At 62.3% G+C, this 13,779-nt stretch carries 16 protein-coding genes; 10 read left to right on the plus strand and 6 right to left on the minus strand.

What is annotated here, in order from left to right; genetic code table 11:
- The first annotated feature begins 140 nt into the window (after window positions 1-140).
- From ccoG to P9273_RS09350, 5 genes are read left to right on the plus strand one after another with little or no spacing between them, the layout of a single operon-like run.
- Entirely contained in the window at window positions 141-1,700 is a 1,560-nt protein-coding gene (gene ccoG / locus P9273_RS09330; protein WP_278048646.1) for a cytochrome c oxidase accessory protein CcoG, read from the plus strand.
- Window positions 1,697-2,212, plus strand: coding sequence for a FixH family protein (locus P9273_RS09335; protein ID WP_278048647.1), 516 nt, complete (start codon window positions 1,697-1,699; stop codon window positions 2,210-2,212). The genes ccoG and P9273_RS09335 overlap by 4 nt, the downstream gene beginning before the upstream one ends.
- Window positions 2,209-4,494: a cation-translocating P-type ATPase gene (locus tag P9273_RS09340; protein ID WP_278048648.1), complete on the plus strand. Its 2,286-nt coding sequence runs from the start codon at window positions 2,209-2,211 to the stop codon at window positions 4,492-4,494. Before P9273_RS09335 ends, P9273_RS09340 begins: the two co-directional genes overlap by 4 nt.
- Window positions 4,491-4,661, plus strand: coding sequence for a cbb3-type cytochrome oxidase assembly protein CcoS (ccoS, locus tag P9273_RS09345; protein WP_278048649.1), 171 nt, complete (start codon window positions 4,491-4,493; stop codon window positions 4,659-4,661). Before P9273_RS09340 ends, ccoS begins: the two co-directional genes overlap by 4 nt.
- A gap of 26 nt (window positions 4,662-4,687) precedes the next feature.
- Entirely contained in the window at window positions 4,688-5,428 is a 741-nt protein-coding gene (locus tag P9273_RS09350) for a CBS domain-containing protein (RefSeq protein WP_336619374.1), read from the plus strand.
- Between the two features lie 89 nt (window positions 5,429-5,517).
- Here P9273_RS09350 and P9273_RS09355 read toward each other — a convergent pair whose 3' ends face one another.
- The 3 genes from P9273_RS09355 to P9273_RS09365 all read right to left on the minus strand — a co-directional run bounded on the left by P9273_RS09355 (window position 5,518) and on the right by P9273_RS09365 (window position 7,221).
- Window positions 5,518-6,063 (minus strand): hypothetical protein, encoded by a 546-nt coding sequence (locus tag P9273_RS09355; protein ID WP_278048650.1) that lies wholly within the window; start codon window positions 6,061-6,063, stop codon window positions 5,518-5,520.
- Window positions 6,064-6,136: 73 nt separating this feature from the next.
- Window positions 6,137-6,400 (minus strand): DUF6455 family protein, encoded by a 264-nt coding sequence (locus tag P9273_RS09360; protein ID WP_278048651.1) that lies wholly within the window; start codon window positions 6,398-6,400, stop codon window positions 6,137-6,139.
- 125 nt (window positions 6,401-6,525) lie between these two features.
- Complete coding sequence (locus P9273_RS09365; RefSeq protein WP_278049019.1) at window positions 6,526-7,221, minus strand: VIT1/CCC1 transporter family protein; 696 nt, start codon at window positions 7,219-7,221, stop codon at window positions 6,526-6,528.
- 252 nt (window positions 7,222-7,473) lie between these two features.
- Here P9273_RS09365 and P9273_RS09370 point away from each other — a divergent pair, with 252 nt between their 5' ends.
- Genes P9273_RS09370 through P9273_RS09380 form a run of 3 tightly spaced genes read left to right on the plus strand, consistent with a single transcriptional unit; the run spans window position 7,474 to window position 10,509 of the window.
- Window positions 7,474-8,256: an FMN-binding protein gene (locus P9273_RS09370; protein ID WP_278048652.1), complete on the plus strand. Its 783-nt coding sequence runs from the start codon at window positions 7,474-7,476 to the stop codon at window positions 8,254-8,256.
- A gap of 31 nt (window positions 8,257-8,287) precedes the next feature.
- Window positions 8,288-9,001, plus strand: coding sequence for an FAD:protein FMN transferase (locus P9273_RS09375; RefSeq protein WP_278048653.1), 714 nt, complete (start codon window positions 8,288-8,290; stop codon window positions 8,999-9,001).
- Window positions 8,998-10,509 (plus strand): RnfABCDGE type electron transport complex subunit D, encoded by a 1,512-nt coding sequence (locus tag P9273_RS09380; protein WP_278048654.1) that lies wholly within the window; start codon window positions 8,998-9,000, stop codon window positions 10,507-10,509. The genes P9273_RS09375 and P9273_RS09380 overlap by 4 nt, the downstream gene beginning before the upstream one ends.
- Before the next feature lie 3 nt (window positions 10,510-10,512).
- Here P9273_RS09380 and P9273_RS09385 read toward each other — a convergent pair whose 3' ends face one another.
- From P9273_RS09385 to P9273_RS09395, 3 genes are read right to left on the minus strand one after another with little or no spacing between them, the layout of a single operon-like run.
- Window positions 10,513-11,853: a sensor histidine kinase gene (locus tag P9273_RS09385; RefSeq protein WP_278048655.1), complete on the minus strand. Its 1,341-nt coding sequence runs from the start codon at window positions 11,851-11,853 to the stop codon at window positions 10,513-10,515.
- Complete coding sequence (locus tag P9273_RS09390; protein ID WP_278048656.1) at window positions 11,853-12,518, minus strand: response regulator transcription factor; 666 nt, start codon at window positions 12,516-12,518, stop codon at window positions 11,853-11,855. Before P9273_RS09390 ends, P9273_RS09385 begins: the two co-directional genes overlap by 1 nt.
- On the minus strand, window positions 12,515-12,835 hold the full coding sequence (locus P9273_RS09395; RefSeq protein ID WP_278048657.1) for a PepSY domain-containing protein: 321 nt from the start codon (window positions 12,833-12,835) through the stop codon (window positions 12,515-12,517). Before P9273_RS09395 ends, P9273_RS09390 begins: the two co-directional genes overlap by 4 nt.
- Before the next feature lie 129 nt (window positions 12,836-12,964).
- Here P9273_RS09395 and P9273_RS09400 point away from each other — a divergent pair, with 129 nt between their 5' ends.
- The gene (locus P9273_RS09400; RefSeq protein ID WP_278048658.1) at window positions 12,965-13,231 is read left to right on the plus strand and encodes a hypothetical protein; all 267 of its coding nucleotides are present in this window, start codon (window positions 12,965-12,967) and stop codon (window positions 13,229-13,231) included.
- Window positions 13,232-13,284: 53 nt separating this feature from the next.
- Window positions 13,285-13,752, plus strand: coding sequence for a DUF2231 domain-containing protein (locus P9273_RS09405; RefSeq protein WP_336619375.1), 468 nt, complete (start codon window positions 13,285-13,287; stop codon window positions 13,750-13,752).
- Window positions 13,753-13,779 lie beyond the last annotated feature (27 nt).

Raw genomic sequence — 13,779 nt, forward strand, 5'->3', positions numbered from 1 at the left:
AGCCAGGCGACGAGGCCCGGCGACGCCGGGCCTCGACTTGTTTTGATCCCTAATTTGACCTGCATCAACGCGATGCAGCGTGAGCGATTGCAAGACTGCCCCGCAAAGGCGGCACCGCTTCGCAGCGATTGGAGAAAATCGTGCTGGATCAGACGCAAGTGGAACGGCTCGAGGCCGAAGCGGTCAACTCCGCACGGACTCGACAGCCGCTTTACGCCGCGCGCAAGAAAATCTTTCCAAAGCGAGCATCCGGCCGCTTCCGCCAGTTCAAATGGCTGGTGATGGCGATCACGCTCGGCATCTATTACGTGACGCCATGGCTGCGCTGGGATCGCGGCCCGTTTGCACCCGACCAGGCCGTCCTCGTCGATCTGGCCAATCGCCGGTTTTATTTCTTCTTCATTGAGATCTGGCCACAGGAATTCTACTACGTTGCCGGTCTTCTCATGATGGCGGGCATCGGCCTTTTCCTGATCACATCGACGGTCGGACGAGCCTGGTGCGGCTATGCCTGCCCACAGACGGTCTGGGTGGACCTGTTCCTCGTCGTTGAGCGCGCGATCGAAGGCGATCGCAATGCCCGCATCAAGCTTGAAGGGGCCCCGTGGGGTATGCGCAAACTTGTCCTGCGCGCATCCAAGCATGTGATCTGGCTCATCATCGCGGTCGCCACGGGCGGCGCCTGGATTTTCTACTTCGCCGATGCGCCGAAGCTGCTCGGCGAAGTCGTCACCGGCACGGCCGCGCCTGTCGCCTATGTCACGATCGCTGTGCTCACCGGCACAACCTACGTCTTTGGCGGACTGATGCGCGAACAGGTCTGCACTTACATGTGCCCCTGGCCGCGAATTCAGGCCGCCATGCTCGATGAAAACTCGCTGACCGTCACATACAACGACTGGCGCGGCGAACCGCGTTCGCGCCACGCCAAGAAGGCTCTTGCCGCCGGTTTGCCGGCCGGCGATTGCGTCGACTGCAACGCCTGCGTTGCCGTCTGCCCGATGGGGATCGACATCCGCGACGGACAGCAGCTCGAATGCATTACCTGCGCGCTCTGCATCGATGCCTGCGATGGTGTCATGGACAAGCTCGGCCGCGAGCGCGGGCTGATCTCCTACGCAACATTGGCGGACTACAACGCGAACATGGCGGTCGCGACCGCGGGTGGCACACGTTCAGTCGATCCGTCGCTGGTAAGAACAACGAGCGGCGCTTTCGTCGACGGCCTGGCGCATTTCCATCTGGGCAAGATCTTCCGGTTGCGCACCTACATCTATCTCGGCGCATGGTCGGCGATCGGATTGGTCCTCGTCTATTCGCTGCTGACGCGTGAACGGCTGGAACTGAATGTCCTGCACGACCGCAATCCTCAGTTCGTGACCCTCTCGGACGGCTCCATCCGCAACGGCTACACCGTCAAACTGCTCAACATGATACCTGAGCCGAGGACGATCGAGGTCACGCTGCAGGGTCTCGACGGCGGCGAGATGAGCATTGTGGGCATCGACGAACCCGCAAGTCGCTCGTTCTCCATCCGGGTTGAACCCGACCGGCTGAAGACGCTGAAGGTCTTCGTCCGTCAGCCGGCCGATCAGATCAGGAAGCCGGCGCAGACGTTCAAATTCCGCATAGACGACACGGCAAGTTCCGAAGCCGCCGAATACACGGCCACTTTCAATGCCCCGGAGAACAGCAGATGAGCGTCGAAATGCGCAAGCCGCGCGAGTTCACCGGCAAGCACATGTTGATCTCCATTCTGGCGTTCTTCGCCGTGGTGATCGGGGTCAACGTCACCATGGCCATGCTGGCCCGGAAGAGCTGGACCGGCCTCGTCGTCGAGAATACCTATGGGGCGAGCCAGCAGTTCAATGAGGAGGCTCGGAAAGGACGAGCGCAGGCGGCACTAGGCTGGACAGGCAAGCTCGCCATCGCCTCTGGAGAAGTCCGCTACAGTCTGGTTGATGCGGATGGCAAAACGCTGCCGCTGCATGGCGTCAGAATATTGTTCCGGCATCCGGCTTACGAGGCGGAAGACGAGGCGCTCACGCTTCCCGCGCCGGCCGGCACCACACCGGGGAGCGCAGTAGAGTTTGCCGTGCGGCACACGCCGAAGGACGGCGTCTGGATCGTCGAGATCGACGCCGACGCGGGCCTTGCCTCTCCTTTCCGCGATGTTCGCCGCGTCATGATCGAGAACGGAGCCCTGCAATGAGCTGTTGCGCGCCGGGAGCCGAGATGGCTCTGGAGGCCGCGGACGCGGCATCCGCTGTGCCGTCCAGCGAAGAAGTGAAGCTGGCCAGCCGCTCTTTGGGCGGCGGCATCCATCAGACTGACCTCTCGGTGCCGACGATTCATTGCGGGGCTTGTATCCAATCGATCGAAGCTGCGCTCGACTCGCTCGAGAATGTCGAATCCGCTCGCGTCAACCTGTCGACGAAGCGTGTATCAATCCTCTGGCACGGAGATGCTGTACCGCCGTTCTTTGCGGTGCTCGGTCGTCTCGGTTATCAAGCACATCTGTTCGATCGGGAAATCGACGAGAAGGACAGGACGCTATCGGAGTTGATCCGCGCCGTCGCCGTTGCCGGCTTTGCGGCCGGCAACATCATGCTGCTGTCGGTGTCGGTCTGGTCCGGCGCCGACGGAGCGACGCGGGATCTGTTTCATTGGCTGTCCGCGTTGATCGCCATCCCGGCGCTGGCTTTCGCCGGCGGCATCTACTTCCGCTCTGCCGCGAACGCGCTGCGCCATGGCCGCATGAACATGGACGTTCCGATCGTGGTGGGTGTGTCGCTTGCTTACGCGATGAGCCTTTACGAGACGATCAACCATGGCGAACACGCCTATTTCGACGCCTCGGTTTCGCTGCTTTTCTTCCTGCTGATCGGCCGCACCCTGGACCATGTCATGCGGGAGCGGGCGCGGACTGCCGTCAATGGTCTATCGAGGCTGGCGTCGCGAGGTTCGCTTGTCTTGGGCGACGACGGCAAGCGCGAATACCTGCCCCTCGCCGAACTGATGCCCGGAATGCGCCTGCTCATCGCCGCTGGAGAACGCATACCGGTGGACGGCGATATCGTCAGCGGGAATTCCGACCTGGATTGCTCGATCGTCTCCGGGGAGAGCGCTCCAAAGGCGGTCGGAGCCGGCGCTCACGTGCAGGCCGGCACGCTCAACCTGACCGGCCCGCTGACGATGCAGGCAACCGCCGCCGCGAAGGATTCGTTTCTGGCGGAAATGGTTCGGCTGATGGAGGCCGCGGAAAGCGGCCGCTCGCGTTACCGTCGTATCGCCGATCGCGTATCCGGGCTCTATGCGCCCGTCGTCCATCTGGCGGCCTTTGTGACATTCCTCGGCTGGATGGCCGCTTCCGGCGATTGGCACCAGGCTCTCACCATCGCCATCGCCGTGCTGATCATAACCTGCCCCTGCGCGCTCGGCCTTGCGGTTCCGATCGTTCAGGTCGTTGCGGCCAGACGCCTGTTTGAGGCCGGCATCATGGTCAAGGACGGTTCAGCCATGGAGCGTCTCGCCGCGATCGACACGGCTGTGTTCGACAAGACCGGGACGCTCACGCTCGGGCGTCCAAAACTGATGAATGCATCCTCGATCGATCCGACCGTTCTTGCGATCGCGGCAGACATGGCGACTCATTCCCACCATCCGTTCTCGAGAGCGATCGCCCCTTACGCGGCGTATGTCGGCCAGCCCAGTGTCGAATCTGTCAGTGAGCATCCGGGCTTCGGCATCGAAGCCATAACGGGAGGGAATACGTGGCGGCTTGGAAGACGCGGATGGGCGGGCTGGAAGGCCAGCACTGGCGGCGAAGGCAAGCTCGGCGGCTATGGCGGCACCGTGCTTTCCAAGAATGGAAACATCGTCGCGTGCTTCGCCTTCGAGGACGCCCTTCGGCAAGACGCTAAGGCAACGATCCGAGAGTTGAAGAACGCCGGGGCTTCGGTCGATATGTTGTCCGGAGACACCGCGAAGGCCTGCGGCGAAGTTGCCAAATCGTTGGGAATCGACAGCTTCGTTCCTGCGCTGCTGCCCTCGGGAAAGGTGGAGTGGATCGAAACGCTGACCCGCGCCGGGCACAAGGTGCTGATGGTGGGCGACGGCCTCAACGACACACCGGCATTGCGAGCAGCCTACGTTTCGATGGCTCCGGCAACTGCGGCCGACATTGGCCGCCAGGCCGCGGATTTCGTCTTCCTGCGCGAAAGTCTGCTTGGGGTCCCACTGGCGATGGATGTCTCTCGCAAAGCTGGCCGTCTCATTCGCGAGAACATCGGCATCGCGATCGTGTATAACGCCTTCGCCGTTCCGATCGCCGTTCTGGGCTATGTGACGCCGCTCATCGCGGCGATCGCGATGAGCGCCTCCTCGCTGATCGTCATCGCCAATGCGATGCGGCTTCTGGCAACGGCGCGAGCGGCACCTGAAGCCTCCCCGGCCCGACGCCGCTCCGACCTCATCAGCGCGGCTCGTCCATGACCACGCTCGTCTATCTCATTCCGGTAGCCCTGTTCCTGGGCGCACTCGGCTTGTCCGGCTTCCTGTGGGCGCTGCGCAGTGGCCAGTACGAAGATCTCGATGGCGCTGCCGAGCGGATTCTGTTCGAGCCCGAAGTGCGAGACAACGAGGGGCGGCAATCAAACTGACGCGTATCAAAGCGCCGTTGCCCCCTATGTCCGAAAAAGGCCCTGACGAAAGGCGGGAGATTTCGATGCAAGCTCAGGACATCATGACGGCGCCGGTGGTCACGATCGCCGCCTCCGCTTCGGTCGCGGAAGCGGCCCATCTGATGCTGACCGGGAACATCCGTTGCCTGCCGGTCGTGGGAGACGACGGATTGTTGACTGGCGTCATCAGTGAAGGCGATTTCCTGCGCCGAGGCGAGCTTGGCACCAGGCGGGCGCGGCCTCGCTGGCTCGAATTTCTTGTTGGTCCTGGCAAGGCGGCCGACGAATACGTTCGTTCGAATGGACGCCGGGTGGACGAGGTGATGACGACCGGCGTCGTTTCGGCAGCGCCCGGCGCCTCGCTGGCCGACATCGTCGAGCTCATGGTGATAAACGACATTAGAAACGTCCCGATCCTTGATGCGGGCAACATTGTCGGCATCGTCAGCCGCTCCGATCTGATGCGCACCCTCCTTCGCACGTTGCCGAAATCAGGCGCGACCACGATCGATGACGAGGTCATACGCAGGAACATTGTCGCCGAACTGAGAGGGCAATCCTGGAGCATCGGCGGCGATCTTATCGGTGTAACTGTCAAAAAAGGAGAGGTCGAACTGAACGGCGCCATTTTCGACGAGCGCCAGCGAAAGGCCGCCGTTGTTGCTGCGGAGAACGTCGCCGGGGTCAAGAAAGTCACGGACAAGCTCTTCTGCGCCGGACCGTTGTCGGTCGTGCTTGTCTCGTGACGGGGCGTCGGCGTTTATCGCTCGATGTTGGTTCGGCCCCTGAGCCTAACCGCGACAGGCGCGGTGCGCTCAGCGCTTCCTGACGTGCGTCAGATCGCGATAAACAACGGCCGAAGCAGCAGCATGGCAAATCCAACAAGCGCCGCGCCCACGACCTTATCGGCTATCCGCCTGCCTCCGCGAAGCCGCTTGCCCAGCAAAACCCAAAGCGATCCCGTCAAGGCGGTGTTTCCGACAAGGATCAGCCAGGAGACACCAAGTTCGTCCGGGCCAGCACCCATCGGCACCATCGCCAGGCAATAGATGAAAGCCTTCGGGTTGAGCGCGGTGGTTGCCAGCAGCGAAAGGCGATCGCGGCGGCCCGATACGTCGATAGGGTTGCTGGCCATCAGGCGCAGCCCAAGGACTGAAAGCCATCCAACCGCGATGAATTTGAGCGTCTGAATGGCGTCAGGCGGCATCAATGGACGCGACATGAGCCAGAAACCTGCCGCGATCCCGTAGCCGCACGCCTGTGCCGCCAGGAGCCTGGTCGTCTGCTCGCGCTTGGCCGCGCCCGCCATCAGGAGAGCGTTGGTTGGCCCCGGAGCGACAAAGACCAGAAATGCTTCGAGAAGAAACAGGCTGTTTGACATCAGTCTACCGCCGGGCCTTCCGAGCTTGGTTGCTCCCGCTCGTCAAGCAGCTCGTTTCGTTCAGCATCAAGGCTCAATCACGAACGGACTGCAATCGAGCGATCAAGTCGCTATTGCGACAATAGGCGGGCGGATGGTCGGCATGCGCGGTTTCGTCGAGCCAGGCCGCGCATTCGTCCTGATGGCCGCAAGACCGGCACCGGTCGACAGCACGGCTGGTGACGGCTGCATGATCCGCGACAACTTTCAGCTGCCTGTCGACACCCGTCTTCTGCATCATGCGTCCCATCAACGCAGTTCTGGCGTCAACACCGATCAGATATTCGAGAAAGCTCATGTCGTCACCTCCCCAGACGACAGTTCATTGCCATCTGAGGCGGCACGCGACGTTGATCTCGATCAAGGAGCTATCCATTTCGTGGAATTGCTTCGCCAGACGGACCGACTTTCTCGCCGAGGAACCTAGCTGACGGTACCGAATATTGCTCCAATGCCTGCGGTTAGTGCCATTGCCAGCGCACCCCAAAAAGTGACGCGAGCGGTGGCTTTCAGTACATTGGCGCCGCCAGCCCTCGCGCCGATCGCACCGAGCACGGCCAGGAACAACAGTGACGCGATGGAAACGACGGCAACCAGTCTCGCGGGCGGCGACAGCAGCACCATCGCCAACGGCAGGAGCGCGCCGATTGAAAACGCCGCCGCCGAAGCGAGCGCGGCCAGTATCGGTCGCGCAGCGGTTACTTCGGAAATACCAAGTTCGTCGCGGGCGTGCACGCCAAGAGCGTCCTTGGCCATCAACTGGTCAGCCACCTGCAACGCCAACTGAGGCTCCACACCGCGATCCACGTAGATCTGGGCAAGCTCCTGCCTCTCGAACTCGGGTTGGCTAGCCAGTTCCTTCCGTTCACGCGCGAGATCTGCGTGCTCGGTGTCAGCCTGGGAGCTGACCGACACATATTCGCCGGCGGCCATCGACATGGCGCCCGCCACCAGACCCGCGACGCCGGCCACCAGCACGCTGGCCGTGGTGGCGTTGGCGCTTGCAACCCCAATGATCAGGCTGGCGGTCGAGGCGATGCCGTCGTTGGCGCCGAGCACCGCGGCGCGCAACCAGCCGATGCGCGACACCAGGTGATTTTCGGTATGAAGGCGACTCATCTGAGCAAGGGAACAATCGGTTCGGTCATCGTTTGCGTCCACATCGGCCAGCAGAGGAAGGCAGCTCGACCAAGACTGCCCCTCGACCCGAGCAAATGCCTTGATCAAAGTCAATTTGCGACCGCAGTCCGCCGATCGGATATTTCTCGCAAACCCAGTCGCTGACAGCCAGTTGTCAGCTGGCTCATGAGATATTGCTCCCGACACCACGCAACGGTCCACCCGCAGCGCGTTCGAACTGGAACAATGCTTATGAAACAGATCGCCTTGTCTCTCTTCGTGATCGCCTCGTCAGGAGCTTATGTCTGGGATCAGGCAGGCAAGCTTCCCGACAACGATCTGATCGACACACAAGGGGCCAATGCGGCAGAGCAGAGCGCGTTGCCGCCGGTCACTTCGCTTGCCCCGGCCGATCCCGTTCGAGCGCCGGCGGCGACCCAGCCGGTGGTTCCCCAGTTGGATGTGCCAAGGGTGCCGGCACCACGCAAAACGGTCGAAGCCAGGAAGGATACCTCCGCGACGATTGCCGTAGCGGCCTCACGGCCCGCCTTTGCCGATAGCCACCCGGAAATCACACATCCATCGCCTGCGCCAGCGGCGCCGAAGGTGGAACTCCCGAGAGCGGATCGCGCGCTGCCACAGGCACTGTCATTCGCGGTAACGCCAACCGTCTACATTCCCATTCCGCAGCCGCGGCCGGATTATCCCCAAGCGAGCTTCATCCAGGCGGGCATGAAGCTCGCGGCGCACGGCTATACCGACGGAGTCTTCACCGGCCCTGCGGCCGACGCCTACTACGGCATCATTCAGATCCAGGCCCTTGTCCAGGATGGCCGCCTCACGGCACTCAAGGTCCTGAAATACCCCAATGACCGCCGTACGTCGGTCAACATCAACCGGCAGGCATTGCCGATGCTGCGCGACGAAGCGATCAGCGCGCAAAGCGCCGATGTGGACATCATCTCGGGCGCGACGCTGACCAGCAAGGCCTTTATCCAGTCCCTCGGCGGCGCCTTGAGGAAGGCTTCTTCCTGACGCCATGCGCGAAACCCGAATTCTGATGGGAATGCCGATCACGGTAGATGTCGGTGGCGTGCCCGGCACGCTGATCGACTCCGTCTTCGACTATTTCGAGCAAATCGATCGGCGCTTCAGCACCTACAGGACCGACAGCGAGATTTCCGCCATCAACCGGGGCGACGTTCCGGTCAGGGATTGGAGCGGCGAGATGATGCAGGTGCTGGCGCTCGCCGAGCGGACAAAGAACGAGACAGGTGGATTTTTCGACATCCGCAAGGCCGATGGCTCGCTTGACCCGTCCGGTATCGTCAAGGGCTGGGCCATCCGCAATGCCGCCGAAATTGTCCGCCAGGCCGGTGTCTGCCACTTCTTCATCGACGCGGGCGGCGACATTCAGTCCTTGGGCAAGAGTGCATCCGGGCAAGACTGGAGCGTCGGCGTCCGCAACCCCTTCAAGGCGGACGAGATCATCAAGATCATCTATCCGCGCGGTCGCGGCGTCGCCACGTCTGGCACCTATGCGCGCGGCCAGCACATCTACAATCCCCATGAGCCTTCCGACGCCATCACCGACATCGTCAGCCTGACGGTCATCGGATCCGATGTGCTGGAGGCCGATCGCTTCGCCACCGCTGCCTTCGCCATGGGCCGGGACGGTATTCTCTTCATCGAGCAGACTCCGGGACTGGAGGGCTATCTCGTCGACATCAACGGCCGCGCCACGCCGACAAGCAGATTCGGAGACCTTTGCGTACCATGATCAAGGCAATCGACCGGTTCCTGGACCACCTGACCATGTACCGGCTGGTGCTCTATTATCTGATGGCGCTGCTGGGCACGGCCTTCGCCTTCTGCTTCGTCAAGCTCGTGCCACATGATCCGCTTGCATTTGCTGACACCACAGCCCTGACGATATCGGCCTGCTGGGTTACCAACAAGGCCTTCGCGCTGGTCTTCGAGGTTCCGGCGAACAGCGAATCCGTCTACATCACCGCACTCATTCTGGCCCTCATCCTGGATCCGGTTGCCGTCACGGACCTGAACGGCATCGCAGCCGTCGCTTTCGCTTCTGTCTGGGCGATCTCATCCAAGTTCATCTTCGCCGTCGGCCGAAAACATCTGTTCAATCCATCGGCTTTCGGCGTGGCGCTGTCGGCGCTGCTGCTGGACAGACCCGCCACCTGGTGGGTCGGTGGCAATCCCTGGCTGCTTCCCCTGGTGCTGATCGGCGGCATCCTCATTGTCCGAAAGCTACGTCGCCTGGATCTCGTCGCGACATTTGTGGCCGCGGCTGTGATGACCGTCCTGGCGACGACCGAGCCCGCGCGATATGGCGATGCCCTCAAGGAGACGTTGAGCTCGTCGCCGCTGCTGTTCTTCGCCTTCGTGATGCTGACCGAGCCGCTGACCGCGCCTGCACAGCGCTGGCCGCGTATCGCCTTTGCCGCCATCGTCGGCTTCCTGTTCGCGCCCAACATCCATATCGGCTCGTTCTATTTCACACCCGAACTTGCGCTTCTGGCAGGCAATCTCTTCGCCTATTTGGTTGGCCCGAAGGGCCGCTTCGTGCTGACACTGGAACGCATCGAGCAAACGGCCGCCGACAGCTATGACTTCATCTTCAGCTCGCCGCGGAAGCTTGCCTTCCAGGCGGGCCAGTATCTTGAGTGGACGCTAGGCCTCGACCATTCCGACAATCGCGGCAACCGGCGCTATTTCACCGTCGCCTCATCTCCCACCGAGCAATCGGTGCGGCTAGGCGTCAAGTTCTATCCGCAATCGAGCGCCTTCAAACGGGCGCTGGGCGCCATGAAGCCCGGCGCCACGATCCACGCTTCGCAACTGGCCGGCGATTTCACGCTGCCGTCCGATCCGAAAACCAAGATCGCTTTCCTGGCGGGCGGTATCGGCATCACGCCGTTCCGCTCGATGCTGCAATATCTCATTGATCGCAAGGAAATACGGCCCATCGTCGTTCTCTATGGAACGGAAGGCCAGGAAGACATCGCCTATCGAGACGTGCTCGGATCCGCGAAACGCGAACTGGGCATAAGAACCTACCACGCGGTGGCCAAAGGCGCCGTGCGCGGCCAGTATTCCGGTTATATAGACGCCCGCCTGGTGCGCCTCACCATGCCCGACTACCTCGAGCGCACCTTCTACATTTCCGGCCCCCAGGCGATGGTCAAGGCGTTGCGCCAGAAGCTTCTGGCCATGGGCGTCAGCCGTTCTAGGATAAAGGTCGACTACTTCCCCGGTTTTGCCTGACGCTCAATCATGCCGAGGCAGGTGGATCGTAACCGCCAGGCCAGGACCGGCGTTCGCCATCGCAAGGCGACCGCCATACGCCTCGACAATATCCGAGACGATCGCCAGGCCGAGACCGCTGCCGCCGCCCCTGCTGTCGAGCTGCACGCCACGGGACAAGGCGGCATGCCGTGCGGCCTCGGGGATCCCCGCGCCATCGTCGACCACGGCGATGATGACCTCGCCTGCCGTCGCGGATGCGCTGACGCGGATCAGCGATTTCGCGAACCGCACGGCATTTTCCAACAGGTTGCCCAGGATCTCCGATAGATCGCCTTCGTCGATAGGCGCCATGAAATCCTCGGTGCTATCAATCTCGAACGAGAGCTGCTTGCCCTGTGGCGTGCGTTTGACCACTGCGATCACGCCAGCTGCCACCTCCCGGACCCGGCATGCAGCCTTGCCGGAGACCCCAGGCGCCAGACGGGCGCGCGCCAATTCCCGCTCGACGTGGCGGCGGATGGCACCGGTACTCTTTTCGATCTCGTCGGCAAGCTCGGTTTCGCCTTTTTTGCGCAGGGTTCGAATATCGGCGGACAGCACCTGAAGAGGGGTCTTGAGGCCATGCGCAAGATCGGTGGCGCGCGAGCGGGCCCGCGAGAGGGCTTTCTCCTGAGCGTCGAGCAGGCGATTTATTTCGTCGGCGAGTGGCTGCACCTCGGCCGGTGCGGCCACGTCGAGCCGAGCGGTGCGCTGCGCGATCACGTTTCTGACGGCGACCCGCAAGCCTTCCAGCGGCGCCAAACCGACGGTGATCTGGATGAAGAACGCTCCCATCAGGGCGAGTGCGAGGACCATGAGCGCTGGCGCCAGATCACGGACATATTCGCCGACAGAGACTTCCACGTTGCGATGGTCTTCCGCCACGACCGCGCGGAACGCACGCCCGTTGGTATCGGTGATCGTGCGCAAGACGGCAACGGTGAGCTCGCCGCCCGGCCCGGTGAGTTCTGCCTTGCGCAGTTCACCGCCGGTCGCCTGGCCAGGCAAAGCGAGCGTAGCATCCCACAGCGAACGCGATCGCACGAGGTTGTGCGTGGCCAGATCCTCCACCTGCCAGTAGTGCCCCGACAGCGGAATGGCGAAACGCTGGTCGGATATCGTCGACGTGACCGACAGACGGCCATCGGCTGCGAAGCTTGTCGCGCCGATCAGCTCGTTGAGATCGACAGTCAGCTCGCTGACAACGCGACGCTCGACATTCAGCTCGAACAAATAACGCAGGCCAACGCCGGCTGCGCCAAGCGCGATCACGACCGATATGGCTGCGGCCGACCACAGCCTGAAGCGGATCGAATTGCGCATCAGTCAGGTCCGTCGGGCACCAGGTATCCGAACCCGCGTCGCGTCACGATCACATCGCTGCCAAGCTTCCGCCGCAGACGCGCGACGATGACTTCGATCGTGTTCGGGTCACGGTCATTGTCGGAGCTGTATAGATGCTCCGCCAGTTCAGTCGGCGCGACCACACGACCTGCATGATGCATGAGAAAGGCGAGGAGGCGATACTCCAACGGTGAAAGCGCCATAGGGACGCCGCGCAGCGAGATGCGCATCTGGCGCGTGTCGAGCAGCAAAGGGCCCGATTTCAGCACCGGCGCCGCCTGCCCGCTTGAACGGCGCAGGATGGCGCGCAGCCGTGCAAGCAGTTCCTCCATCTCGAACGGCTTCGGAAGGTAGTCGTCGGCGCCGGCATTGATACCCTCGACGCGCTCGGTCCACAGGCCCCGCGCCGTCAGGATCAGCACCGGAAAACGCCGGCCATTGCCACGCCAGCGCTTCAGCACCGTGAGGCCGTCGAGCTTCGGCAATCCCAGGTCCAGGATCGCCGCATCGTAGTTCTCGACATCTCCGGCAAACCAGGCCGCTTCTCCGTCGTTCACGATATCGACCGCCATGCCCGACGCCTTCAAGACCGCACCGATATCGGCCGCGATACGCGGTTCGTCCTCGGCCACGAGTATCTTCATTTGCGGTCGCCCTCACCACTCGAGACGCCGCCCGCCCCGGCATCGACGTCAACGATCCTTCGCCTGCCATCGGCAGCGATCACCTGGAATCGATAGACCCACTTGCCCCCTGCCCGTATAAGATCGACCGCAACGATCTCACCGGGAGCCTTGGCGCGGACAATGGCCATGATATCGGCGAGGCCCTCGATCTCGCCGCGCTCATAAAGCTCGCGTGCCCGATCGTGATCATCGTCGTCGTCCTGCGCGCGGACGGCTAGGGACATGGCCAGCATAAGCACGGCCAGGACTGCCAGGCGCATCAACACGGTTTTCATGGGAGGGAGCTGTCGCACGCCAAAGCTGTCAAAACGCTGTCAGTCATCGTCAGCCGGCGGCAAGCACGAGATCTCTATCAAAGGGCCACCGCGCCCGATGATGGGTGGGCAGAGAAGGATACGAAGATCATGCGCAATCTCCCTGTTTTATTTGTCGCCCTCGGAGGTCTCACCGCTTTTGCCATGCCCGCTGCCGCTGAATCCATCCAGGCGTCATGCGCGGCAGCACCGGCCGATTCCGCGACAACTATCGACCTGCAGGCTATCCCCATGATGAGCTCTGCCGGTCCGAAGTCGGTCAAAGGGGTCGACGATGACGCATGCGACGCCGGCAAATCCGTGTCCGGCGCTCGCGCTGATCGGGACGACGAAGGTTTCGGCGACAGCGACGATTGACGGACCTGAACGTCTGACGCTGCCCCTTTCACCGTTCCTGGAGAGAATTTCCGATGCCTGCGATCCAACACGTCCATCCCATTCTGGTGCATTTCCCCATTGTGCTCATCTACACGCTCGTGATCATCGATATCGCCGCGCTTGCCGGCAGCAACGCGGTAACGATGCGCTCCGGCGTCGGAACGATTTCGACCTTTGTCGCCGTCGCCGCGGGATTGTTGGCCATCGTCACCTGGCTCTTCGGCGGGATGGCCCTTGATTATGCCGAGGCCGCCGGCTTCAGCAGTGAAATAGCCGAGATACATGAGGGCTTGGGCACGATCAGCGCCTTTACCTTTCTGGGATGGGGCGTCATCCGGCTTGCGCTGTGGATCCGAAATCGCGAACTCAGGACGCTGGGTTTCGCTATTCCCGCCATTGAAATAGCCGGCGCGGTCCTGGTCACGGCAACCGGCTATTATGGGGGCCAGCTCGTCTATGATCTTGGCGTGAATGTCACCAAGGCTGCGGTCGGAGGTTAACACCGGCATGCTCTCTATTGCTCGCCG

The organism is Mesorhizobium sp. WSM4935, assembly GCF_029625735.1.
In the GTDB taxonomy this organism is placed as follows: Bacteria; Pseudomonadota; Alphaproteobacteria; order Rhizobiales; family Rhizobiaceae; genus Mesorhizobium.